Origin of the sequence: Microcoleus sp. BROC3, assembly GCF_036702515.1 — a bacterium.
Classification (GTDB): domain Bacteria; phylum Cyanobacteriota; class Cyanobacteriia; order Cyanobacteriales; family Microcoleaceae; genus Microcoleus.
Window position 1 is genome coordinate 104,684 of sequence record NZ_JAUBTQ010000019.1, and the last position, 23,452, is coordinate 128,135.

Annotated in this window: 17 protein-coding genes and 3 pseudogenes; 7 read left to right on the plus strand and 13 right to left on the minus strand. The window is 46.0% G+C overall.

Going from position 1 to position 23,452, the window contains the following annotated elements:
- Nucleotides 1-5: 5 nt before the first annotated feature.
- A complete protein-coding gene (locus QUB30_RS14430; protein ID WP_333334322.1) occupies nucleotides 6-512 on the minus strand; it encodes a bifunctional nuclease family protein in 507 nt (168 codons plus the stop codon).
- Nucleotides 513-908: 396 nt separating this feature from the next.
- On the opposite strand from QUB30_RS14430, the gene ribE reads away from it, so the two are divergent.
- The gene (ribE, locus tag QUB30_RS14435) at nucleotides 909-1,622 is read left to right on the plus strand and encodes a riboflavin synthase (protein ID WP_333334324.1); all 714 of its coding nucleotides are present in this window, start codon (nucleotides 909-911) and stop codon (nucleotides 1,620-1,622) included.
- Between the two features lie 417 nt (nucleotides 1,623-2,039).
- Nucleotides 2,040-3,224 (plus strand): glycosyltransferase family 2 protein, encoded by a 1,185-nt coding sequence (locus QUB30_RS14440; RefSeq protein ID WP_333334326.1) that lies wholly within the window; start codon nucleotides 2,040-2,042, stop codon nucleotides 3,222-3,224.
- 50 nt (nucleotides 3,225-3,274) lie between these two features.
- Here QUB30_RS14440 and QUB30_RS14445 read toward each other — a convergent pair whose 3' ends face one another.
- Both QUB30_RS14445 and QUB30_RS14450 read right to left on the minus strand, forming a co-directional pair.
- A complete protein-coding gene (locus QUB30_RS14445; protein WP_333334328.1) occupies nucleotides 3,275-5,563 on the minus strand; it encodes a hypothetical protein in 2,289 nt (762 codons plus the stop codon).
- 204 nt (nucleotides 5,564-5,767) lie between these two features.
- Entirely contained in the window at nucleotides 5,768-7,558 is a 1,791-nt protein-coding gene (locus QUB30_RS14450) for a peptidoglycan DD-metalloendopeptidase family protein (protein WP_333334331.1), read from the minus strand.
- 429 nt (nucleotides 7,559-7,987) lie between these two features.
- On the opposite strand from QUB30_RS14450, the gene pgeF reads away from it, so the two are divergent.
- Complete coding sequence (gene pgeF / locus QUB30_RS14455) at nucleotides 7,988-8,866, plus strand: peptidoglycan editing factor PgeF (protein WP_333334333.1); 879 nt, start codon at nucleotides 7,988-7,990, stop codon at nucleotides 8,864-8,866.
- A gap of 244 nt (nucleotides 8,867-9,110) precedes the next feature.
- Nucleotides 9,111-9,722 (plus strand): CPP1-like family protein, encoded by a 612-nt coding sequence (locus QUB30_RS14460; RefSeq protein ID WP_333334335.1) that lies wholly within the window; start codon nucleotides 9,111-9,113, stop codon nucleotides 9,720-9,722.
- Between the two features lie 149 nt (nucleotides 9,723-9,871).
- On the opposite strand, the gene QUB30_RS14465 is transcribed toward QUB30_RS14460, so the two are convergent.
- Complete coding sequence (locus QUB30_RS14465; protein WP_333334338.1) at nucleotides 9,872-10,558, minus strand: HAD family hydrolase; 687 nt, start codon at nucleotides 10,556-10,558, stop codon at nucleotides 9,872-9,874.
- 590 nt (nucleotides 10,559-11,148) lie between these two features.
- Between QUB30_RS14465 and QUB30_RS14470 the strand changes: the two genes are divergently transcribed.
- Both QUB30_RS14470 and QUB30_RS14475 read left to right on the plus strand, forming a co-directional pair.
- The gene (locus QUB30_RS14470; RefSeq protein WP_333334340.1) at nucleotides 11,149-13,185 is read left to right on the plus strand and encodes a diguanylate cyclase domain-containing protein; all 2,037 of its coding nucleotides are present in this window, start codon (nucleotides 11,149-11,151) and stop codon (nucleotides 13,183-13,185) included.
- A complete protein-coding gene (locus tag QUB30_RS14475; RefSeq protein WP_333334342.1) occupies nucleotides 13,166-13,699 on the plus strand; it encodes a GNAT family N-acetyltransferase in 534 nt (177 codons plus the stop codon). Before QUB30_RS14470 ends, QUB30_RS14475 begins: the two co-directional genes overlap by 20 nt.
- A gap of 20 nt (nucleotides 13,700-13,719) precedes the next feature.
- Here QUB30_RS14475 and hppD read toward each other — a convergent pair whose 3' ends face one another.
- From hppD to QUB30_RS14515, 8 genes and pseudogenes are all read right to left on the minus strand, one after another.
- The gene (gene hppD / locus QUB30_RS14480) at nucleotides 13,720-14,781 is read right to left on the minus strand and encodes a 4-hydroxyphenylpyruvate dioxygenase (RefSeq protein WP_333334344.1); all 1,062 of its coding nucleotides are present in this window, start codon (nucleotides 14,779-14,781) and stop codon (nucleotides 13,720-13,722) included.
- Between the two features lie 402 nt (nucleotides 14,782-15,183).
- Nucleotides 15,184-15,891, minus strand: a complete 708-nt coding sequence (locus QUB30_RS14485) for an SDR family oxidoreductase (protein ID WP_333334346.1) — start codon at nucleotides 15,889-15,891, stop codon at nucleotides 15,184-15,186.
- Between the two features lie 83 nt (nucleotides 15,892-15,974).
- Nucleotides 15,975-17,381, minus strand: a complete 1,407-nt coding sequence (locus QUB30_RS14490) for an NYN domain-containing protein (RefSeq protein WP_333334349.1) — start codon at nucleotides 17,379-17,381, stop codon at nucleotides 15,975-15,977.
- Between the two features lie 42 nt (nucleotides 17,382-17,423).
- Nucleotides 17,424-18,695, minus strand: a complete 1,272-nt coding sequence (locus QUB30_RS14495; protein WP_333334351.1) for an APC family permease — start codon at nucleotides 18,693-18,695, stop codon at nucleotides 17,424-17,426.
- 193 nt (nucleotides 18,696-18,888) lie between these two features.
- Entirely contained in the window at nucleotides 18,889-19,740 is an 852-nt protein-coding gene (gene pstB, locus QUB30_RS14500; protein ID WP_333334353.1) for a phosphate ABC transporter ATP-binding protein PstB, read from the minus strand.
- Between the two features lie 56 nt (nucleotides 19,741-19,796).
- The gene (pstA, locus tag QUB30_RS14505) at nucleotides 19,797-20,777 is read right to left on the minus strand and encodes a phosphate ABC transporter permease PstA (protein ID WP_333334355.1); all 981 of its coding nucleotides are present in this window, start codon (nucleotides 20,775-20,777) and stop codon (nucleotides 19,797-19,799) included.
- A gap of 84 nt (nucleotides 20,778-20,861) precedes the next feature.
- Nucleotides 20,862-21,770 carry a phosphate ABC transporter permease subunit PstC gene (gene pstC / locus QUB30_RS14510; protein WP_333334357.1) on the minus strand — a complete coding sequence of 303 codons (909 nt, stop codon included), beginning with the start codon at nucleotides 21,768-21,770 and terminating at the stop codon, nucleotides 20,862-20,864.
- A pseudogene (locus QUB30_RS14515) lies at nucleotides 21,771-22,311 on the minus strand (IS1 family transposase); the annotation flags it as partial. It abuts the gene before it with no gap.
- Nucleotides 22,312-22,377: 66 nt separating this feature from the next.
- On the opposite strand from QUB30_RS14515, the pseudogene QUB30_RS14520 reads away from it, so the two are divergent.
- Nucleotides 22,378-23,151, plus strand: a pseudogene (locus QUB30_RS14520) (IS1 family transposase).
- A gap of 14 nt (nucleotides 23,152-23,165) precedes the next feature.
- On the opposite strand, the pseudogene QUB30_RS14525 reads toward QUB30_RS14520, so the two are convergent.
- Nucleotides 23,166-23,381, minus strand: a pseudogene (locus QUB30_RS14525) (hypothetical protein); the annotation flags it as partial.
- Nucleotides 23,382-23,452: the final 71 nt, after the last annotated feature.

Sequence of the window (23,452 nt, forward strand, 5' to 3'; positions counted from 1 at the left end):
AAAGTTTAGGAAGTTTCGCCCTGGCTGAAGCCGCTTCTCTTGATCAAATCCTCTGGACGGAGGTTTGAGATAAATTCCCGGAAGGCCCGGCGTTCGGCCTCATCAGCATCTCGATCGACCGGTATGGAAGCATCGGCTACGACTTCTTCCATCACCCAGATGGGGCTATTCGTGCGCAGGGCTAGGGCGATAGCGTCGCTAGGTCGGGCATCGATCTCTTTTTTAACTTCTCCCTGACGGACGATCAGCACGGCATAGAACGTGTTATCTTGCAGCGAGTGAATAACTATGCGCTCCAAGGTAAGACTCCAGGCCTCTAAAAAATTGACCATCAGATCGTGAGTTAAGGGTCGAGGAGGCTTGTGGCCTTCGATCGCGCTAATAATAGCCTTTGCTTGCTCCTGACCGATATAAATAGGCAAAGCGCGTCGCTCAGTAGCGTCTCTCAACAGGACAATAGGACTGCGCGTGGCTGCATCTAAGGCAATTCCAGCGACTTTCATTTCAATCATTCGATCGGCCTCATAGAATTAAGAAACTGTAAGGCAGTAGAGAACTTGGACATAAAGATCACCTAAATCCAGTATGACTTGATCTTCGCCTGAATCTGCAACAGATCTGGGACTGTCGATTTTAGATTTTAGATTTTAGATTTTAGATTGACTTGGAGGGAGAGGCAGGGCTGTTTCATTCTCTTGTAGGGGCTGCCCCCCGTGGCTGCCCCCATGTCCCGAACGCCTGTGCAGTCGTCTGTGGCGGGGTAGGCACGGGGGCACTACCCCTACAAAATTCATGTTTTTGGTGAGAATGAAACCGCCCTGGGGGGATAGGGGGACGGCAAAACCTCCTGTCTCTGGTTTTTCTCTATGGTTTCATGTAAATAAGCGATCGACTACGGAAAAATACTTATGTTTACAGGACTAATTCAATCTCTCGGAAAGCTGAAGTCGCTAGGCAACGATTATTTCCAAATTTCCTGCACATCAAACAACTCCTACCAGATTTTACAAGATTTAGCCATTGGGGACAGCGTAGCCGTGGATGGAGTCTGTTTAACCGTAGTGGAAGTTCTGCCGCAAGGTTTTGTCGCCGTCGCTTCCCCAGAAACCCTCCGCCGCACAACTCTGGGATCATTCCCCGATGCTTTGGTGAACCTAGAAACCTCCCTGCGCGCCGGTAGCAAATTGGGGGGACATTTTGTGACGGGGCACGTAGATGCGATCGGCACTTTAGCGACATCAACCCAAACCGCCAACGCTTGGGAGATGCGGTTTACTGCCCCACCAGCAGCAAATTCGGGATGGCAACGTCAAATCGCACCTTACATCGTTTCCAAGGGCAGTATCGCCGTCAACGGCATCAGCTTAACAGTGGCAGATTGCGATGCTGACGGAAATTGGTTTGAAGTTGCGGTAATTCCCCACAGTTTTGGTGAGACAAACCTCAGCTATTTGCAACCAGGAAGTTTAGTAAACTTAGAAGCAGATATTCTCGGCAAATATGTCGCCAAATTTCTCCGCAGCGGCTCAAAATCGCATCCCGAACCGTGGGAAGAAACCCCCGCAATCAACAATTTGGGAACAATTACACCTGAATTCTTAGCAGAACACGGATTTATTTAATCAATGAAACAATAAAAATCATTTCTGAACGAAGTAGCTGTGGGCTGCGTCAGCCACGAATTCTTTTATCAATAATTGACGGATCTGAGCTGACGCACCTACTAACTGCGGTTCATTAATTAAATTCTTGTAACTTCGGGAGCTTTTCTTTGCTATCTTGGATTTTATCAATAGACATCTCTTTACCTCTAAGAATATAACTTTTAGTTGTAGTCTATCACCATTCTCTTGGTTTGCACAACTCATTAAGACGTGCTATATACCATTGACGTTGAACAGAGAATGCGGTACATTTGTTATTAGGGGTTTCTTGGCTATCTCTTCCACCGACTGTGTAAGTCCTGACTGCGACGAGTGTAAGGTAGAGCTGCCAATCTAGAAAGCAAAAAAAATTTTGAAAAACCTTGTTAAAAGCCAATGCAGCCAGATTCTCAAAAATCCCCCAATTTTCCTCTCGTCTCAGTCATTATTCCTGCATACAACGCTGAGCCATTTATTGAAGAAACGGTGAAATCTGTTCTCGCTCAAACTTATCCCGCAATTGAAGTTTTAGTAGTCGATGACGGTTCCCAGGATCGAACCCCTGAAATTGTAGAAAAAATTGGCAAGAAAGATTCTCGCGTCCAGCTTATGAAACAGCCAAATTCTGGAGTCGCTGCTGCTCGAAACTTAGGAATTGAAAAGTCGAGAGGAGAATATATTGCCCCCATTGATGCCGATGATATTTGGTATCCTGAAAACATTGAAAAACAAGTTCAATGTATGTTGGAGGGAGGAGCAGAAGTAGGGGTGGTTTATTCCTGGACAGTGGACTTGGATGAAAAAGGATTGCTAACAGGAGGATTCCGGTCTTTTAAAATTGAAGGTGACGTGTACGTGACCCTAATCTGCCACAACTTTATAGGAAACGCGAGTGCTTCTCTGATCCGTCGCAGTTGTTTGGAAAAGGTGGGGGTTTATGACAAGACATTGAGGGAACGGAATGCTCAATGCTGTGAAGACTGGGACTTGTACCTGCGGATAGCAGAGCTTTATCAATTTCGAGCCGTGCCGGAATTTTTAATTGGCTATCGCAGGATGTATAACACTATGTCTACCAACTATACGACAATGGCGAAGTCTCACTCTTTGATGCTGCAAGCTGCCAAGCAACGGCATCCCGAAATTCCAGATTTTCTGCATCGATTATCTAATTTTTTGCTGTACTTAGCGAACAAAAGCAGCCGCAACGGCCGCGATCGCACCACGCTCTTTTGGTTATTCCAAGTTTTAAAAACTGACTGCATCTCACCCTTATCCCGTTCTGGCTTTTACAGAGTATTGGGAAAGAACTTTTTAAACCTATTATCCCCGTATTGGAAACATCAGGAGGCTCTAGATGCACCTGTGAGAGTAGAAGATACGCCATCCTCTGAGAACCAATTGATCGACCGCGAGGTGTTGGTAGAGAGCAGGCGTCAAAATATCGAATTAATGGTAACGATAGGGAACATTTTTCACCGTTCAATTTCCCTCATTGTCAAGCGAAAACCAACAAATATTGACACGATCCCTCAAGTGAACATTAGCGCCACGCCACCGACAAAGGCAGAGTTGTCTTAATGAAAAAAGAAATTCAGCCTATTAAAACGTAACTGCGTTGCGATGAGCAGTTACCAATTTTTCAAGCGATACAGCACCGACTCAGTATTAAAATCTTTCCCGAAAATTGGTTGCAGCGGGCCCTGAGCACTTGTCAGCCAAGATAGAGCTTTACTGGTAGCTGCGTCTGTCCCAGTCAGGGGTCCGAATCCCACAGTCCTAATTTTATTTTTTCGGAGGTTGTCAATCCATGCCGAAAGTCTATCGGCTCTAAACGGCACATATAAAACTTGTCTGTCCAAATTTCTGCCGTAAAACAGGTAGCTGCGGGAACTTAAAAAGAAGCCTATTCTTTCATCAGGTACTGTATTTTTATCAATATATTCGTAAATGCCGCGATACAGTTCTGTCCGAGCAACATCTCGCTTTTCCCTCGCCACCCAACTAGCACTTACCATCAATGCTATACAGATAAAAATTATCATTATGTAACTCGACTTCTTCAGGCTGGTAAGTAGATTTTTTAACCAGATTAAATTAGGAGGGTGCTTAAATATAATCCAACCCAGCAGCAGTAATCCAATAAAAACTAACGGATATATTGCTAAATATCGAAAACTGGGGGCTAATATTTTGATCGCAATATTGATATTTTCCCCGAAATTAGATTTAAACTTGTCAATCAATCCGGTTCCCCAAATAATACTCTTTCCGGTAAAAAAATCATTTTTAATAATGTCACTAATTGTGCTGCTAGTAATGCCAGAAATACTGCTAACTAAAACAACTGCGACAACCACGCGATTTCGCGTTTTTAACTTAGTTGCTGTAGCTGCGGCTGCGATGCCCAGCAAGCTTAAAAAGGGAAATCCGTATCTGAAATAGGGACCGAGTAAAGGGTTGATTTGACCGATCGACTCTCCCGCAGTACCGGACGTGTAAGGTGTTATTAAATACAGAATTCCGGTGCTGGCGAGAACTACAATTAAAATGATATTATTTTGATTAATTATTCGGGTTTTACCTTGGATAAAAGCCCGAGGTGCTGCCAATACCTGAAGTGCGAACGCCAGAAATGGCAGTTGCAATCTAATGATAACTTGTAAGCCGAGAGTTTGCCAATGGGAAATATTACGGGGATTAAATTGAGCTGCTAAAGTGCTTTGCCAAATCTTGAAAAGTGGCGAAGCGGGCGACGCAGGTAGGGTAGGTGTTGGCTGCTGTACGGGAGACGGTAAGGCAATAGGCTGTAAGGGAATTTTAATATCGCCGGCATCCCCTACAGGATAATTGATGTGCAGCAAGTTTCTCGCATACCAAAAACCTCCTAAAAATAAGCAACAAGCTATGCCGCACAGCAAGACTGGTTTGATAAAGTGGTGAATTCTAAAATTAGCAGGTGTGGAATTTTTATTAAGGGCGAATTTTTTAATTTCTAATATTGCTAATCCTCCTAAAAGTGAGGTAGCATAGACTATTCCCGTGATTTTAATTCCGGCTAGCATTCCGGCGGCTGCCAAAAATAGGGAGAGTTCGGATGGCGCTCGGCTGCTATGATAGGATAAACCTAGATACAAACCCACTGTAAATATTGCAGCTAGCGGTAAGTCGACGTGAATCGTGTTAACTTGGTTTAGCACCATCGGTACTGTCAATACTAAAGATGCTGCTGCCATACCGTGAATTCGGCTTGCGCCAAATTTTACGCTCAATAGATAGACGGCAATTCCCTCAAGTACCCACGCAATTAGCAGGGGAAAAGCCGCGAGAAAATCTTCTCTGAAGGGGAGTACACACAAAACAGATAAAACGTGCCAATTGTACGGATATATTTTAGCTTGCTCCTGATCGAAAATCCAATTTCCGGTGGCATCTAATAATGTAAATGAATGAGTTTGATACCATCGGGCGATCGCAGGGAGGTGAAACCACAATGAATCATAATTGGTTGTGGGTTTGGTTGCTAGAGTTTCCAACAACACAAATCCTGCAAAAGCGGAGGCACCAATAATTAGATATTCTGATTTTCCCAAAGGTTGCTGGAGTTGGGGAATCGGCCACTGCGACAAGGTAAAAGCTCTGTGATTTTTGGCATAAATCAGGATTAAGCCGATCGCACAAATCAGAATTTCTACTATAATCACCGCAGAAATATTTAGTCGATCGGCACTTCCTAAAATCAAGCCTGTACAAACTTGTGCAATGCTCCATCCCGTCAGGAGTACGAGGAGAAAATGGGGAAATGAATAGTTACCCTTTTCCTTCTGATTCTCAAAGGCAAGAGACAAGCTTAAGGGAATCGGGCCGACTACAATAATCAGAAATAAAATTAATTCCCACAAATGCTGCGCTATTAGCATAAGCTGCAAGTTACCCCTTTTTATTGGTTTTTCCTGGTTCCCAGGCTTTTTCTGGTAAAGAGAAATCCATCGGATCTGATATCAACACATCTTGCACCCTGCTCAGAAACAGCCTAGGAGTTCCCTTTCTACAAAACATCAATTTTATTGTGGGGTGGGCGACTAGCCCGCCCCTAAAAAATTAATCTATCCAAGCCACCATTTTTACCTGTTAGCTTGCTTCTGAGTTTTGGGTTGTTTGACTGCTTCGGCATCTTTGGGCTTAGAAGTGTCAGCTTTTAACAGTTCCGGGAATGGCGGCTGGAGGTTGTGAACTTCGATGTCCATTCCCAGCGGCAGAGGTGGAAGCTGGGGCAGATCGTTTTCCAAATCCTTGAGTGAGTTAGCGGTTTGTATTTCCACCATTTTTGGCATTTGGGGTACTTTGGCGGTTTCCAAAGTGCCGATCATTTTTGCCAGAGCGAATTCTAGCTGAGAGCCCGGGTCGATCGCCACCCAACCCTGGTCAGTCATTTGCCGAACCTCGAAGTGGAGGTGAGGCCCTGTAGACATTCCCGTACTGCCGACGCGGCCGATCGTCTCTCCCTGTTTCACCCACTCTCCCGGTTTCACAAACAGTTCCGAAAGGTGGGCGTAGAGAGTTTCCTGAGACTTTTTGTTGTGGTTGAGAACCACCGTCAAACCGTAGCCGCCCAACCAATCGGCGATCGCCACTTGACCCGCATAGGCCGCCAGTACGGGCGTGCCCATCGGGGCTCCCAAGTCAGTTCCGGTGTGAAACCTGCCGTAGCCCATAACCGGATGAGTCCGCCACCCAAACGGCGAAGTAATTGCCGAAGCAATAGATAGCGGAAACAGCAAGCTTTTGTTGCCATTTCCGGGCAGGCCTGCGGGACGAGGCGTGAGATTGTAGTAAGCGAAACCGGTATTGCTGCCGCTGCTGACACTAACCGCACCGACTTGAACAGGCCCGAGTCCCATGCTGGGCGCTGGAGCGCCGCCGCCGTAAGATGCAGATCCGGCATAATACCCAGCGTCTGCGGAGTATCCAGCGTCTGCAGAGTAGCCGATGTTGGCCGAGTATCCAGCGTCTGCGGAGTATCCAGCGTCTGCAGAGTAGCCGGGGTTAGCGGAGTAGCGCGGGGGTGCGTAAGCAGATTCCGGCGGGTTTGAACCCCCCCAAACCTGGCTGCCTATTTGTTGAACGGCTTGACCGATTTTACTGACAGGATTCCCGCTACTATTTCCTGCCACAGTTTCCCGAACATTGTCTGGAATGCTTTCTGGCAGATTTCGAGGAGGAGGGGCTGCAATATAGCCGTCGTCTGCGATCGGAGTTTCCGGGCTGTAGTTGGGTTCTCCGGCATCTGCCGTCACTGGCTCGGAAACAGGAGGAGGCGCGCACAAACCGCCAACTTCTTCGCAGCCGCTCGATCGTTCTGCAAACTCTATTCTTGTTGGCGCTTCGTACTCTTGGTAGTCGCTGGTAGCGCCAACGCTGTAGTCTGTTTGGTCGATTTCAGCGTGGGCTGGGTTAACAGGCGCTTCAAAAGGCGGCTCCTGGGCCGTCGCTTCTGGCAGGGGAATCAGCGCGGGCTCTGGCAGATAATATTGGGTGGGAGGTGGTTCGCTGGCGTACTCAGGCTCTGACGGCGGTGCGGCATCGAAAGGCTCGGACGGTGGAACTTCTGCCTGTGGTTCAGGGTATGGTTCTGGCTCCACTTGGCTAAATTCGGGTTCCGGGGGCGGGAGAGGAGCTTCAAATAATGGCTGCAGCTCTGCTGCGCCGGGGACGGCTTGTTCTGCTGGCGGAGTTTCGGCTTGGGCCCAAACAATGCCTTTGCTGAGCAGTCCCAGACTGGCAAGACAACCCAGTCCCACCAGCAGTGAGCGATCGGACAAAAGGCGCGATCGAGTCCGGGTGCCTTTAGGGTTCTTTTTTTGCTGTTTGGTGTTCAAAGGGGCTGTTATTTGCTTGTCTGGAACTGGTTTCACGATTTTTTTTCCCAACTCAACAGGGGGCGCAAGGATCTCGAAGTCAGGATCGAATGTATGGCAATCCTTGTCTTTTATACAGGCCTTACTGATTCTACCGGGCTTGAGGCAATTTTTTTTGTGCATAGAACAAGCTCGAATGCCTTGCACATTCAGTCGCGATCTATATCCGGTTTTTTTGCTCCCGAGTGCACTTGCCTAGGAGCCTGTGACGGCCACACTGATGATAGCGCTTTGGGGTTCGTCTATGTTAATTTGTTGCCTGTATTTCTCGGGTTATGCAAAATTTCGGCGCAGTCGGTCGTTGTCAAACCGCCAAGTCATCGCGATTTTTTCCTGAAAGCTGGCGCTGCCTTTAAACTTCGCGGACAAGATTGTTGATTGTTTAGAATACAAGCTAAATGATTCGCTTGGGTAAGGATAGGTTTCATGACTGTAGCTGGCGATCGCTTGACAAATTTTCCTGACTCTGAATGGGTCGGACAACGTGAGAGTATCAGTTGGGAGTGGCAGAGCAGGGAAGGCTTGCCCTATCTGACTTGCAGCTTGCTCGACCGGTGGTCTCACGGCTTTTTTACTCGCGATTTCTCGCCCCGAGGACCGATCGATCTGACGGAAGTTCTCGCACCTGGAGCTAAGGTTTACCGACTCCAACAGGTACACGGCAATGCGGTAGTCAAAACCACTGAGTTGTCCCCGGTTGTGGCTCCGGGCCCGGAAACCGCTGCCCCAAGCTATGCTGAGGCTGATGGCTTGGTTGCCGGTCGAGAATTGGAGGCGCTGTGGGTTTGCTCGGCCGACTGCGTGCCGGTGTTGATTGCCGACGATCGCACCGGACTCGTTGCGGCAGTTCACGCGGGTTGGCGCGGGACTGCTGCTAAGATATTACCAGAGGCGATCGCTCAACTTGTGGCACAAGGCAGTCAACTAGAAAATCTGAAGATTGCTATGGGGCCGGCGATCGCTGGAGAGGTTTACCAGGTATCTGTGGAAGTAGCAGCGGAACTGGGAGCCACCATTGCTCCTAAGAATGGCGTTTGTGCGACAGCCGACGGCATTCTAGAGTTTTTGCACCAACTGCCGGAAACGCCTGTCTTGGCCGATCCAGAACCGGGAAAGGTACGCTTTGATGTTCGCCTCTGCAATGCTCTGCAATTGCAGCAGTTGGGAATCGATCTTTCTCAAGTGGCGATCGCTCCTTTCTGTACTTATTCTGACTCGGCTCGCTTTTTTTCCTACCGCCGCGATCGACTTAAAAAAGTCCAGTGGTCGGGAATTGTGAGCGCCGGCGGGACAAGTTCCTCCTGAGGACATTTGGCAGAAGGTAAAATTTTAGACGGCAAAGATAAAAATAAAAATCTTTGGATTCATTATTTTGTATTTCCCAATGCCAAATGCCTTCTATCTTCTACCTTCCTTAGGTTTGCTGGTTCCTGTTTTAAAGCACTAAAAACTAGCAGCAAAACTTTTGGGAAAGCGGCCCAAGCCCCCGCCCCGCTTTCCTCTCTTGTTAAGATTACTCTATAACGAGAGTCTTCAGCGGGTTATTACAATGAGTGAGCCAACTCCCTATCAACTGCTTGAAGTCGATGAAGATGCTTCCTTTGATGAAGTGCAAGAGGCCCGCACGCGCCTAGCTGAGCATTACAGCGGTGACAAGAAACGTTTGGAATCGATCGAAGCAGCTTACGATGCGATCCTCATGGATCGCCTGCGGCAGCGACAGGAAGGTAAAATAAAAGTCCCCGAACGCATCCGCTTTCCTGAGCGACTGACTCCCGCACCCGCAAGCTTTACTCCGTCTCCTCCCAGTGGCAGCCCAGCTTGGTTGCAACGGCTAATTGATACTCCTAGTCGATCGGACATTTTGTGGCCTGCTGGGGTGTATGCGGGGTTGGGCGGACTGAGTATTTATCCGGCGGCTAATGATTCTTTACTGCAGTTGACTCTGGCTCTTGGGGTCGGCTGTTGTCTTTATTTTGTTAATCGCAAGGAACAAAAATTTGGTCGGGCCGTGTTGCTGACTGTCGCTGGCTTAGTTATAGGCTTGGTGCTGGGAGGCTTGTTGGGTTCTTTGGTCAGTCCGGCATTTATAACAACAGAGAAATTTATCGCTTTGTTTACGTTTTTAATTCTGTGGCTGGTCAGCGGTTTTCTGCGATAGTTAGCATTCATTAGTCAGCAGTCATTAGTAATTATTAGTCATTAGTCAGCAGCCCACAACTAATAACTGTGAAATCAAGACCTCGGACAAATAATGTCAGCTAAAAATTAATAACTAATGACTAATAACTAATGACTAATAACTAATGACTAATTTTGGCGACCTAAAATAATCTCAACTGCTTCGCTCAAATTGTTGGCAATTAAATCCGGTTGGTGAATTTCTAGTTGGGTGCGATCGCGAATTCCGCACAAAACACCAATTACCTTGACACCGTGCGTTTTTGCTGATACAATGTCTGCCTCCGTATCCCCCACCATCCAAAGGTCAGAAGCAGGCGGCAGTTCGGCGAGAGCTCTGGCCATCAACAGGGGCTTATCTTTGACATCCCCGGTTTTAACGTAATCGTTGGGGAGGCAATAGCGGCGGTTTTCAGGGAAAAATTGCCCTAAATTGCAGCGGTTGAAGGCTTCATCTAGTTCCCTGACGCGGCGCATGGTCATCACCGCTAAGTCTACTCCAGCGCGCTGCACCTTTTCGAGGGTTTCCACGGCGGTGGGGGCTGGTCGATCGTAAATCATGTAGGGTAGGGTGTGAACGGTTTGACGGCGTTTCTGGGCAAAATCGCGGGCTTGGGCGGCGTCTAATCCTGAGAGGATGCCGATTTCGGTTTCGGGAACCCGGGCGCGCTTCATCTCCCAAAACTCGGCTTTGGGGAGTTCGCGCACTGGTTGGCCCGCACGCTTAGTCTCGGCGAGACAATGCTGGTAAACTCGGTAGTAGCGATCGGACACGTCCATGATCGGGCCATCAAAGTCGGTAATAAGTCTCAGCATTTAGCAGAATATTTTTAAGCTTTTATACAAATTGTTCGATATTATATCACTTAAAAGTAACACTTTCTTGAAAAAAATTGACACAAATACCCAGGGGAGCTAAGGTCTATAGGAATTGTGCTAATTAAAGGAAACATTTGAATTAAACTGTGTCGCTCCTCAACTTTAGCGGTTGTAACCCATATCGGGGAATTTAAAATGAAGATGTGCGGCACAAATAGTGCAAACCGCTACGTCTTGTTCATAAATCTCAACCTCAAGTGAGACTAATTTTGACTCCGCTTTATCAAAAAAAAGTTGGTAAAATTAATATTTTGCTTATTTTCAAAAATAAGCAAAAAACTGTTTGGAGAATCCAAAGTGCACTGTTTCCATAAATTAGCCAGCGGTAACAGGTGGTGGCATCCGCCAGGATAAAAATTCTCATGAGAAATAGCAGCCAAACAACAACTAACTTTACCTGCTAACCTTGGAGAGTGATGCTCTACAATAACGAAATACTTCCAAGATTAACTCTAGAGAGCAGCCCGAGAAGTATTAATATTCTTCTTTATAAGCTGTTATCCTTACGCAGGATGGAATACCTCGCAGTGGATCTGGAATTTAAAATTAAAGAAATATCTTTGAAAGTGCAAGATTTTGGCTATATTCATGAGGAAGTAGCCGAAGGAAGAGACGTGCGCGATAGCTTTCCTGAACTGATTGGAATTGAAGGAATCCTTGAAGGCCTTATTGAAGAACGAGAGCAAGACTTTCAGTTAAAATCAATTATCCGAGTTCTCAAAGATGGATCTTATTTGTATCTAAATTTGTACATCTTTGGCTATAATGGAGAAGCCAATGCTGACAGATTGATTATTTTATGCGAAGATGTGACAGATAGCATTGTAGTTCAGCAAAGCATGGTTCAGGCTGCCAACGAAAACAGTATTAAAGTCGATTACTTAGCTGCGGCTGGAGATTATATTGACAAAATTATTAATTCCCTAGGCGATGTTTTGTTAGTAACAGCAAGCTCGGGAAAAATCAAAAAAGTGAATCAAGCTGCACAGCAATTATTTGGATATACAGAAGCGGAATTAATCGGCAAATCCATATCCATGATTACGACTGACGAAGAATTGTTGCGCAAAGTCAGCCAGCTACCTCCTGCACTTAAAAGCGAATATTGGCCTCAAGTAAAAGTAGCTTGCCAAACGAAAATAGGTTTAAAGCTGATTGTCGCGTTTTCATGCTCTACTTTCAAGACAAGCATAGGAAGCAAGTATCCAGATAGCCAGGTTCTACAAGATTTTGTTTATATCGGTAAAGATATTACCAAGCAACAGCGGATAAAAAATTGTCAAGAAGCACAGTATGCTGTTACTCATATCCTGTCAGAATCAAGTTCTCTAGATAGCGCAACTCCGAGAATTTTGCAAGCTATTTGCCAAAGTTTTGGGTGGGATATTGGCGAACTGTGGACGCCCGCAGAGGGGGAGAAAGAAACTAGATTGGGTGCGAAAATAAAATCCGAAAAACAGCCGCTTTGGTGTCTGCCACTTTGCTGTCCGATCGAGGAAACTCCTTGTTGGCGGCGGGCGGCAGTTTGGCAGCCAGCGGAAGAAGTTAGCGAGTTTGCCGAAAACGACCCGCAGATTACTTTGCCTCCGGGTGAGGATTTGCCGGGATCGGTTTCCAGGAGAGGTTCTCCGCAGTGGATTACTGCTATTGCGGGCGATCGCAATTTCGTGCGATCGCGCTTGGCCGAGGAAGCGGGACTGCGATCGGGATTCGGTTTTCCCATTCACGCTAGGAGCCAAGTTGTAGGAATAATGACTTTTTTTTGCCGGGAAGAACTGCCACCGGATCGAGAGTTACTTCAGATAATAGCTGGTTTAGGTTCTCAATTAGGCGAGTTTGTCAAGCGCAAATTTGCAGAGCAAGAATTGCAAAAAGCTGAAGCTTCAATCCGATTTTTGTACGAAAAAGAAAAACGGCAAAGTGAAGAATTAGCGCGGCAAAATTTAGCTTTAGAACAAGCCAAATTAGAATTAGAAGCAGCTAACATGGAATTGCAGCGGCTCGCTTCGATGGACGGATTGACTCAACTTCCCAACCGCCGCTGTTTTGACAAAACATTGGAGTTAGAATGGGAGTCGATGCAGCGAGAAAAAGAGCCGCTGTCTTTAATTTTGTGCGATATCGATTTTTTCAAACTTTACAACGATCGTTACGGGCATCAAGGAGGCGACGAATGTTTAAAACAAGTGGCGCAGATTTTAGCTAGCAGCGCTCAGCGCAGGGGAGATTTAGCGGCCCGCTACGGCGGCGAAGAATTTGCGGTAATTCTGCCGCGAACTGATATGAAAGGAGCAAAGCAGGTAGCTGAATCAATTCGCAGCGATTTGAAAGATGCGGCAATTTTTCACGCTGCTTCCAAGATCGGTAAGTTTGTAACTCTCAGTATCGGGGTAACTAATGCTGTTGCTGCTGCTGGTTTATCGATTGAGGGGTTAATTCGAGAGGCAGATCGAGCGCTTTATCGAGCTAAGCTAGAAGGGCGCGATCGTATAGTTGCCCTAGACTTGAAAAGAGAATTTCAGGGCCCGAAAGGAGTATTTGCTGATGATTGTGAGAGAAGCTAAAATCGCTGACGCACCTGCAATCGCACGGGTGAATCTAGATACTTGGCGGACAGCTTACCGAAAAATTGTACCGACAGATTACCTCGCACAGTTATCCTATGAAAAGCGAGAAAGCAATTGGCAAGAAATCCTGACAAACGTCAAAAATACTGGGATTTTTGTCTGCGTTGCTGAGAATGACTCGGGACAAATTGTGGGTTTTGCTGCCGGTGGTGGCGAGCGCACGGGCAAATATGTATATAAAGGAGAATTATTTGCCATCTATATTTTGGAGGAATATCAGCGTCAAGGAATCGGACGGCAACTCGTGAGAACAGTTGCCACAAAATTGGCAGAATTAAGTTTGAACTCGATGCTGGTTTGGGTACTAGCAGACAATTCAGCCTGTAGATTTTATGAATTTTTAGGAGGTGAAAAAGTGGACGAACTGCAAACAAGTAGAGCAGGCGTTGCCCTCAAAGAAATTGCCTACGGGTGGAAAGATATCGCAGTGCTGATCGACACGCCTGTATGACCTAAAAAGTGGAAGTTTTGTCAATCATCGATCAAACTTCCCCTCTTCATTTGTTCCCGTTCAATTGCCTCAAACAAAGCTCGAAAATTCCCCGCCCCAAAACCTCCAGCTTGCACCTGTTTGCCGTCAACTAAACTAACTCGGCGCTCAATAATCTCGAAAAAGAAAGTCGGTTCTGCAAAAATTGGCTGGGTAAAGATTTGCAGCAGCATCGCTGCAGGAGTCTCTTCTTGCCAATCTGCTAAAACTTGACAAGCTGCAATTGCTTGCCAATCTGCGGGCAAATAGTTTTGTCGCTGCTGCAATTCGGAGTAGTATGTGGGAGGAACTGGTAGAAAAGGCAAACCGCACGATCGCAAATCGCCAACCACACCCACGATATCAGCAGTTTGCAAAGCCATATGCTGAATTCCCGGCCCCCGATTTGCACTCAAAAACTCTTGAATTTGAGAATTAGCTGATGCCGGTTCATTAATCGGGAATTGCACCTCACCTTCAGCGTGCACCATAACTTGGCTCCGCAAAGCCGATTTCTCAGTCTGAATGTCAAAATTTTGCTGGGGTCGAAAACCTAATATTTTTTGATACCAACTAACAGCACTTGACAAATCGCCGGATTCAACATTTAACACTACGTGGTCTATCCGGGTAAACAGCGGCAGGTTAGGAGAAGCCTGCAGCGCTGAATTCTCGCCAATTCGCTCAACGAGCGTATGGCTTAAATCTCCCCAGCCAGCGATTTTTGCCCGCTTAGAATAGCCTGCTGGGTTTAGGTCTTCGTGAATCGGTTCTAGGATTTTAGCGCCTTCAGCAGCCGCTCTAGCTACTGCTAATTCGATATTTTTTACCCGAAAACCCACATCGGCAATCCCTGGAGGATGAAACTTCAACCAACGAGCCGCGGGACTAGCGGGTGTCAGGGGCGAAGATAAAATAAAACATACATTGCCGCTGCTGACAGCTTCAGTGTGAGTGTGGCTGTTGGCATAACCTGCTATTGATTGAAAGCCTAACTTGCCGACAAACCAGTCGCGGGATACTTTAGCGTTTTCAACGTAAAATTGAATGCGATCGAACTCCATAATCAATAATTGAAAATGGAAACTGAAAAATGGAAAATCGGCTTATTTTCTGTGCGAAACTGCAAGGGAGGGACTGAGTAATGGATATTTTTCATTTTTTTTATTGTGCGCCGGCTTAATAATAACCTAAAGATGGAATATCTTAGCTACCTCTGAAGGCAGAAATAAGTCGGCGCTTAAAAGAAACCCGGTATCTGCGATAACTTGCGTTTGGCCGCGAGGCTTTCGCCAACAGGACTAACGTCAAAAAATAGTTTGAGGCGCGAGTTATAGCCGTAAGGTGCGCGGCAGAAGAGCACCCTACATAATTAGGTGCTGTGCAAGTTCTCAAACCTAAAGAGGTCATAATTTTTCTGGGCTTGAGGTGCCGCTGCCTTCTGCCTTCAAATGACTCCTCAATCGCTAAAAGAACAAATGACTTTCCGGCTGAATATTAATCTCCATCGGCACAGCTTGCGGGTCAGCCGAAAGAGCAAAAATAATCGCATTTGCGGCAGTTTCGGTACTCAGCATTTTTGACCTGTCTACCTTCAAACTCACATTATCCCAAAACGGAGAATCTACCCCGCCAAAATAGAATAGCGTAAACTTAATGCCGTAGCGTCGCAGTTCATCTGCCATGCACTTGCTGAAACCAACTACCCCAAATTTTGAAGCGCAATAAGCCGTTCCCATCGCCATCGAATGCTTGCCCAAAATCCCGATGACATTGCAGATGTGGCCGGATTTTCGCTCTTTCATCACATTCGCCGCTGCTTGAGACGTGTAAAAGCTGCCTTTCAAGTTCAAGTCAAGCATTGCATCTAAATCAGCGGGTTCTAACTTGTTCCACTGCTTGAGAATTCCGGCACCGGCGGCGTTTACGAGGGCATCAATTTGTCCGAAATGTTCCAGAGTTGTCTGCATCAGCGTCTCGACTTGCTGCAAATCGGTGATATCTGTCGGCACGCACAGTACCTCTGTTGCCGACAATTCGCCAGCTAAAGCGTCTAACTTACTGCTGTCTCTGGCGGCGAGCACTAGCCTCGCACCCGCATCGGCTAGTTTCCGGGCCACCGCTGAACCGATGCCGCCAGTCGCACCCACCACAACCACAACTTTGTGCTGCATATCCCTTTACATTTCTTTACGTCCAGATTGTATGATAACTTAAGTTTCTAGTAATCGGGACGTTTATCTATTTTAATTTTTAATTAATTTAGGGAAACTTGCCAGCCTTTTTCTGCTTTTGTGAGCTGGAGAGAAGTGCAAGATTGCAAAAATTTAGGAAATTTTCTACCGAGATTAAAGTCCTTAATTATTTGGGTAATTTGTTTGCCGTATTGTCGGTGAAATTCGCTGCCTACATTGGAGAGAAATACAGAATTATCAGGAGAGTTTCCGGTTAAGTCGCTAACTATTTTGACTAGAGCTTTTTCCAAGTCTTCCAGAGAATTAATATCTGTCAGTGTTGCAGGTGCTGCCGCAGTGTTATTTTGATTTTCTTTGTTAAGTATTGGCGGGGGGGGGGACAATTTAACTTCAAAAAGAGTGACATAAGTTTGAGAATTTTCTGAGGGTTTGTGGACGACAAACTCGGTCGGATATTTGAGAAAGAGATCCCTGGTTTTACTGCCTAGCGAATGAGTTGCCACAACTTGATTGAGGACTAAACCGTAAGTTTGCCTAAATATAACTGCAATAGTAGAAAGTTTTATCCACTGAGTTGAGGTGCGTTGTTGCTCGGTTTTGATTAACTCTTTTAGCTGAATAACTAATTGTTCGAGGGGTGTAATTTCCGGTATAGTTACGAGGGAATGGGTTTCAACTTGTCCGGTTTTGCTGTTTAAAACTATGATTTTATCTATTTGTTTGCGAACTTGAAATACGGTTAATCCGTGGGCTTGCAGTGTATTGCTGAGGTGAGTGAGGGCGCGATCGGACGAACAGACAAAAATCTCTTTGGCTGTGGGATAATGTACGAAAATAGATGCGCCGACTGTAGCCATTTTTAAGTCGGCGCTGTCTTTGCCGGGGGGGACGTGAATTAGTTGATAGCCGCGCTGGTGAAATTCGGCATCTTTTTTGCCCATGCTGCGCCAGTTGGCAAAGGCAACTTTGATTTGGATGGGATAGTGGCAAATTCCCTCTAAAAATTTTTCGGTTTCGATGTTGAGTTGCAAGTTTTCGACATCTAACAGCAAGATAGCAATGCCGATAGAAAGCGAATTTGTTGGATTGGTGAGAGTGGGAGGTTTGGACGAAACTGAGTTTTGTGATTTAGCGGGTGCTGTTTCAGATTGGGCTAGCTGCTGAATTTTGGCAAATAATTTGCTGAATTGAGGTGAATTAACGAATTCTGGAACCAGCAGAATTTGTAGGTATTTTTTTGCAGTCAGCAGCAGGGAATCTGTATCGCTGGCTACAGTGAAACTTTTTGTCAATTTTCCAATCAAAACTGACTGAAAATCAGGTTTAGCCCAGGGGGTTTTCCTGTATTTTTCAGCTATCCATTCGGGATGCTTTTGCTGAATGGAAATTAGTGTTTGAGCGATATAGCGACTGATGGCGCTGAATGCGACAGATTCTTGAGTCGCCAGCAAGGGGGTTCGATCGGGCATGACCCTCCACAATCCGGGATGGTGTTTCAATCTATCACAATTCTAGTTTCTCGCCAGCAGCCGGACGATCGCCCGCCAAATTAAACCGGCGGCAATTAATGCCAACCCTGTCAGCCAAATTTGCCTCTCCACCCAGAAAGCCAGAAACAGACAACTCCCCAAACCCACCCAAGCCAACCACTGCGGGTAAAGCCTTTCGGTGGCGGAAAGTTGCAGCGCGGCGAGGTTGGTGATAGCGTAATATATCAAAACGCTAAAAGCGCTAAATGACCAAGTGGTTTTGACATCGCCGACGAGGATTAAAAGTGCGATCGTAACTTCCACAACCACCACAGCCACATAAGGCGTTGTCCCCGAAGGATTCAGCCTCGCCAAGACTCTCGGCATATCCAAGCGCCGCCCCATCGCCAGCCAGATGCGCGACAGCCCTAAAATTAAGTTCAGCAAGACTCCCAACATAGCGGTAATTGCGCCGACGGCTAGCAGTTGAGAAACTCCCGGAATTGGGAAACTGCGGGCGATGACTTCCAGGGGTGCAGCCGTGCCGCCTGTTTGTAAAGACAATTTATCGGCTCCCCCCGCGCCCGCAACAACTATTGCTACCGCCACGTAAAGCAGCATTGTTAGCGCCAAAGTTAAAATTATAGCTTTGGGAATGGTTTCCCTCGGTTCCCGCACTTCCTCGCTCATTGTGGTGATGCGGGCGTAACCGCTATAAGCGACAAACATCAGGGCGGTGGCCTGGAGGATGGAGCCGATCGAGCTATCATTCTGTAGTGCGGGCATTTCCCACCTTACCTCTGCCAGACCGACAGCAACAAACACCGCTAAGGATAGAAGTGTAACTGAGACTATGGCAGTATTGGCAATATTCGATCGCCTAATTCCCGTCAATACAATTAAAGTGAGGGCGGCGAGGGCGACTAAAGCTGTTAGGATCAGGTAAGTGCGATCGGCTACACCAACTGCATTAAAAAAATACCCCGCAAAACCTAAAGCAGCAGTAGCAGCAGAAGCCGTTTTCGCCAACAGAAACATCCAGCCGGCAGTGAAACCCAGCCAAGGATTGAGATATTTGTAGCCATATTCATAAGTACCGCCGCTAACAGGATGATTTGCCGCTAATTGAGCGCTGCTAAGGCCATTGCAAACAGCAACTAAAGCCGCAATACCCACAGCCAAAATCACTCCCGGCCCAGCAACTTCCGCAGCAATGCCGATACTCACAAATACTCCGGTACCGAGGATTGAGCCCAGGCCCATAAGAGTTGCGCCGAAAACACCTAACTCTCGCTTCAAAAGTGGTAAAGACATATAGCCACAAATCGATGTGAAGAAAGAAATTCCCCCAATGGTTTCAGCAATTAATAACGTCCACTGGAACCTTTAGAAACTTGGCGGTTGCCCTAACTATAGCAGCCAAGATGCCTGCTCCACAAAAATATTTGTCTAGTCTGTTGTGGAACAGGCATCTTGCCTGTTCTGAAAGAGGTTCAAGATGTAAATATTAACCGAAACGGCCTTGAATGTAATCTCTCGTACTCGAATTGCCTGCAGAAGTAAAAATCTTACTTGTCAGTCCAAATTCAACCAGGCGGCCGATGCGACTTTCATCAGTATTAAAAAATGCCGTGTAATCAGAAACACGAGCCGCCTGCTGCATATTGTGCGTCACAATTACAACTGTTAACTGCTGCCGCAGAGTCTGAAATAACTCCTCAATCTTCATCGTTGAAATCGGATCTAGAGCAGAACAAGGTTCATCCATTAGCAAAATTTTTGGCTTTACCGCCAAAGCGCGAGCAATACAAAGCCGCTGCTGCTGTCCCCCCGAAATTCCCTGAGCCGATTTCTTCAAATCGTCTTTGACTTCATTCCAAAGCGCCGCACTTTTAAGTGCAGATTCTACAATTTCATCTAATTCTGCTTTACTTTTTCGACCAAAAATTCTCACCCCGTAAGCAATATTATCGTAGATGCTCAGCGGAAAAGGATTTGGTCTTTGAAACACCATCCCAATTTGGCGGCGCAAACTATTAATGTTTACTTTCGGGCTGTAAATATCCTGTCCAAAAAACTCTACTCTTCCTTTAATTTGAACTTTTCCCTCCAATTCACCAATCCGGTTGAGAGCTTTGAGAAAGGTAGATTTGCCGCAACCTGAAGGACCAATAATCGCCGTAATTTGCGGGTGAGGGATATTCATCGATAAATTTTCTAAGACTTTGTGAGTTCCGTAATAAAAACTCAAGTCCTGAATCCGCAGTGCTGGCATTGCATTGGGGTCTATTTCCGGGGTGGCATCCTCTAGGAATTGAGCTGTATAGTTTTCGGAGTTCAAGTTAGCTTTAGGTTTCATTATTTGGCTGGTTATATTGTTAATAATTGACTGAGATATGCACTTTAGTTATTGATTTATCGGTTTTGCAAGCGTTTCCGAGTTACTGTACGGGATGCGACGCTAGCAATCAAAACCATCCCCAAAAGGACAGAGGCAGCAGTCCACGCCAATTCGTTCTGCTCCTTGTAAGGAGAGCTGGCATAACTGTATATTAATACTGACATGGAAGGAGTTGGAGTTAGCAGTGTTTCGGGAATTTCTTTTAGTTTTGAAATGGTTTCTGTACCTATGGGGGACTGCATTATCTCGCCCAATTTATCAACTAAAGGAGGCCAAAATTGACTCGACAACGCAGTTACAATCAGCGGGGCGGTTTCACCGGCTGCCCGCGAAGCAGCGAGTAAAATACCTGTGGTAATAGTTGGAAGTGCTGAGGGAATAATAATCCGAAAAATAGTTTGAAAACGTCCGCCTCCCAAACCAGCAGAAGCGAGGCGGTAAGAAATAGGCACTAATTTTAATGCTTGTTCTGTTGTCAGAGCAACAACAGGAAGCATGATAATGCCGAGGGCAAAACCGCCTGCTAATGCTGAAAATGCTTTGGTGGTAACGACAATTAGGGCGTACGAAAAGACGCCAACTACGATCGAGGGAACGCTGCTGAGAATGACGGTGATAAAGCGAATACTATTGGCTATCACTTTGTTTTCTCTACCAAAATCCAACAAAAATATTCCCGTCATTACACCTATGGGCACGCTGATTAATGTAGCAATTCCTACCATTAAACCTGTGCCGATAATCGCATTTGCAAAGCCGTTGGGCTGGTCTTCAACTCCGACGGGTGCTGGTAGAGAAACTAGCACTTCCCAGCTCAAATACGTTAATCCTTCCCCCAGAATTTTGTATAGAATAGCAAACAAAGGGAGCAGGGCTAGAGCTGTCAGAGCGAAAGCGATAACTGTCATGCCCCGGTCGAAAAAAATTCGGCTCAGCGACAGGGGATTGTTGATTTCTACATCCAGAATGCTGTCTGAATTTTGTGCTTGAGTCATGCGATTTTAGATTTTAGATTTTAGATTTTAGATTGATCCAGCGGATAAATCCGTGGGCTTGTAACCAAAATGCTTTCGATCGTGTTAATTCTTAGATCCCTTCACGCTCATTAGCTTAACCAGCAATACTGCCACTGCATTCACCAACAGAGTGATGACAAATAGAATCAAGGCTAAATACATCAAAGCGCCGATGTGCAGCGGTTCGAGAGCTTCCCGAAATTGACTTGCCAAAACAGCAGGAATTGAGTAGCTGGGAGCTAGCAGGGATTGATTGATTTGAATCGAGTTGCCAATCACCATTGTGACGGCCATTGTTTCGCCTAAAGCCCGTCCTAAGGCCAAGATTGTAGCGCCTATAATTCCTGAACTAGCTGCTGGTAGTAACAGCTTAAATATTGTTTCCCAGCGGGTGGCACCGAGGGACATCGAAGCACTTCGCAAATCGACTGGAACTGACATCAATACATCGCGGCTGATGGCGGCTACTGTGGGCAGAATCATAATCGATAAAAGTATTCCAGCGGGCCGCATTCCGGGACCTAAAGGTTCGCTGCTGAACAGAGGAAACCAACTGAAATTCTCGAACAATGACTGCTGCAAGGGCAACAAAAAGGGAATCAAAACAAAGATTCCCCACAGGCCAACTATCACGCTGGGAATAGCCGAGATTAATTCAACCATGAATCCCAAGGGCGATCGCACCCAAACGGGTAAGAAGTTCTCGCTGGTAATTATAGCTACTGAAAGTCCTAGAGGAATGGCGATGATAATGGCGATCGCAGAACTAATCACAGTGCCGTAAATAAACGGCAAGGCCCCAAACTGCAACTCGCCGATATCCCACTTGGGATTCCACAAGAAGGAGAGTCCAAATTTGCTAATAGCAGGCCAAGCATCTTTAAAAATTACCGCACTCATCAAAAACAACGTACCCGCTGTCGCTAGCGCAAAACCCCATACGGTAGTGATAAATATGTAGTGATTAGATATTCATTGGCTCAAAACATAGTTGTAATGATGGATAAAATACCAAATAGCACCAATATGGTTTTCTAACTTTTTAGAAAATGAAATAGTCTTTCTTACGAGCCGAGAAACACGTTGGCGCAAAGTATTATTAAATCTTTCAATGTGATTAGTTTTTCCACTCTCTTTACCAACTGGCTGATGGCGTAGCGAAGGAAAAATACAAGCATAAGCCTCCCAAAAATCTGTATAGCAAACAGCACATTGTCGATATACAGGAGGTAGAGAATTCCATAATTGTTTTGCTCCTTCTTCGCTACGAGAGCCAATATAAACACCAATAATTTCTCGGGTTTCTCTATCCATTGCGGCGCCACACCCATTGCTTATTTTGTTGGCAATCTACAAATGACCAAAGTTCGTCACATTCAACATTCAATCTGACTTTTTTTTTAGGCTTAACCTTTACCAGGCGTTCGATTGAGGCATATTTATTATTTACGTAATCCTGTAACCATTTTTTAGAGACATCGGTAGTTCTAGCTATACCAGCCAAAGAAATCTTGGTAGTGCTTTTATGTAAAGGATGGAGGATAATACCTCTATGTCCAGTCTTTTGAGGAGTCTCATCATGAAACCCTATCTGATTTGTCCCACTTGTGGTTCTGACGATGTAATGAAAAATGGGATGACTCGTCGGGGCAAACAAAACCACAAATGTCGCGACTGTGGTCGGCAATTTGTCGAAAATCCGAACTTGGACAGCCAAAGACACCGACACTTTGGCAAAAATTGAGTTACTTCTCAAGAGAGCGGATTTCCCTCGCTGGTATTGCCCGAGTCATGGGCGTTTCTGAGAGCTGGCTCCTGGCATTATGTGAACCACTTGTACGGTGCAATAGAACTCTTGCGCCACGGTCATCCCGAAAGAAGTTGGAAAACACACAGTCCAAATGGATGAACTCTGGTATGAAAGTAGATGACAAAGGGAATAAACAATGGGTCTGGTTAGCAATGGATACCAAGACTCGGGAAGTTCACGGATGTCATATTGGAGACCGCTCCTCGAAGTCGGCTCAAGCATTATGGGATTCACTACGCTTGTGTCTATCGCCTGCAGTGCCAAGATTTATACCGATCACTCTTGATGCCTATGCCGTAGTTTTACGCCCGTAAAAGGCATAAGTCTGTCGGCAAGGAAAGTGGATTAACCAGTTACATTGAACGATTGAACAATACTCTCAAGCAACGAATTTCGCGATTAGTCAGGAAGACGTTATCGTTTTCTAAAAAGTTGGAGAATCACAAGGGTGCTATTTGGAACTTCATTCATGACTACAATCACCAAATCCGATTAGGAATGCTGAAAGTTCAACCGCCTCAAATTTCTCCATCCTTTACATAAAAGCACTACCCTCACTCTAATAGCTCATCCTGCTGTTGAAAAAATGCTGCACACTTTTGGTTATGTAACGCTACGGCTTTGTAGTCTCGCCACTCACTTGCTTGTCCTGTCTCGGTTCTCAATCTTGCTTTTCCTCCATCCACACTCAAGGCAGTTACTGTTTTCTCTGCTAGTATTGCTCCAAATTCTTGTCTATGTACTAGCCTTTGTTGGGTGCTGTGGGAGGCTCTTCAGGACTTGTGGTGATAACTTTATCTAATCAATCATAATAATCTTCAATATTTTTGAGTGGCTAAATCGG

Excerpts from the sequence above, each read along its gene's own strand:
- pstB (WP_333334353.1), bottom strand. The coding sequence starts at position 19,740 with ATGAAACCTAAAGCTAACTTGAACTCCGAAAACTATACAGCTCAATTC.
- QUB30_RS14460 (WP_333334335.1), top strand. The coding sequence starts at position 9,111 with ATGAGTGAGCCAACTCCCTATCAACTGCTTGAAGTCGATGAAGATGCT.
- pgeF (WP_333334333.1), top strand. The coding sequence starts at position 7,988 with ATGACTGTAGCTGGCGATCGCTTGACAAATTTTCCTGACTCTGAATGG.
- QUB30_RS14430 (WP_333334322.1), bottom strand. The coding sequence starts at position 512 with ATGATTGAAATGAAAGTCGCTGGAATTGCCTTAGATGCAGCCACGCGC.
- QUB30_RS14475 (WP_333334342.1), top strand. The coding sequence starts at position 13,166 with ATGATTGTGAGAGAAGCTAAAATCGCTGACGCACCTGCAATCGCACGG.
- hppD (WP_333334344.1), bottom strand. The coding sequence starts at position 14,781 with ATGGAGTTCGATCGCATTCAATTTTACGTTGAAAACGCTAAAGTATCC.
- pstA (WP_333334355.1), bottom strand. The coding sequence starts at position 20,777 with ATGACTCAAGCACAAAATTCAGACAGCATTCTGGATGTAGAAATCAAC.
- QUB30_RS14440 (WP_333334326.1), top strand. The coding sequence starts at position 2,040 with ATGCAGCCAGATTCTCAAAAATCCCCCAATTTTCCTCTCGTCTCAGTC.
- QUB30_RS14490 (WP_333334349.1), bottom strand. The coding sequence starts at position 17,381 with ATGCCCGATCGAACCCCCTTGCTGGCGACTCAAGAATCTGTCGCATTC.
- ribE (WP_333334324.1), top strand. The coding sequence starts at position 909 with ATGTTTACAGGACTAATTCAATCTCTCGGAAAGCTGAAGTCGCTAGGC.
- QUB30_RS14485 (WP_333334346.1), bottom strand. The coding sequence starts at position 15,891 with ATGCAGCACAAAGTTGTGGTTGTGGTGGGTGCGACTGGCGGCATCGGT.
- QUB30_RS14445 (WP_333334328.1), bottom strand. The coding sequence starts at position 5,563 with ATGCTAATAGCGCAGCATTTGTGGGAATTAATTTTATTTCTGATTATT.
- QUB30_RS14495 (WP_333334351.1), bottom strand. The coding sequence starts at position 18,695 with ATGTCTTTACCACTTTTGAAGCGAGAGTTAGGTGTTTTCGGCGCAACT.
- QUB30_RS14465 (WP_333334338.1), bottom strand. The coding sequence starts at position 10,558 with ATGCTGAGACTTATTACCGACTTTGATGGCCCGATCATGGACGTGTCC.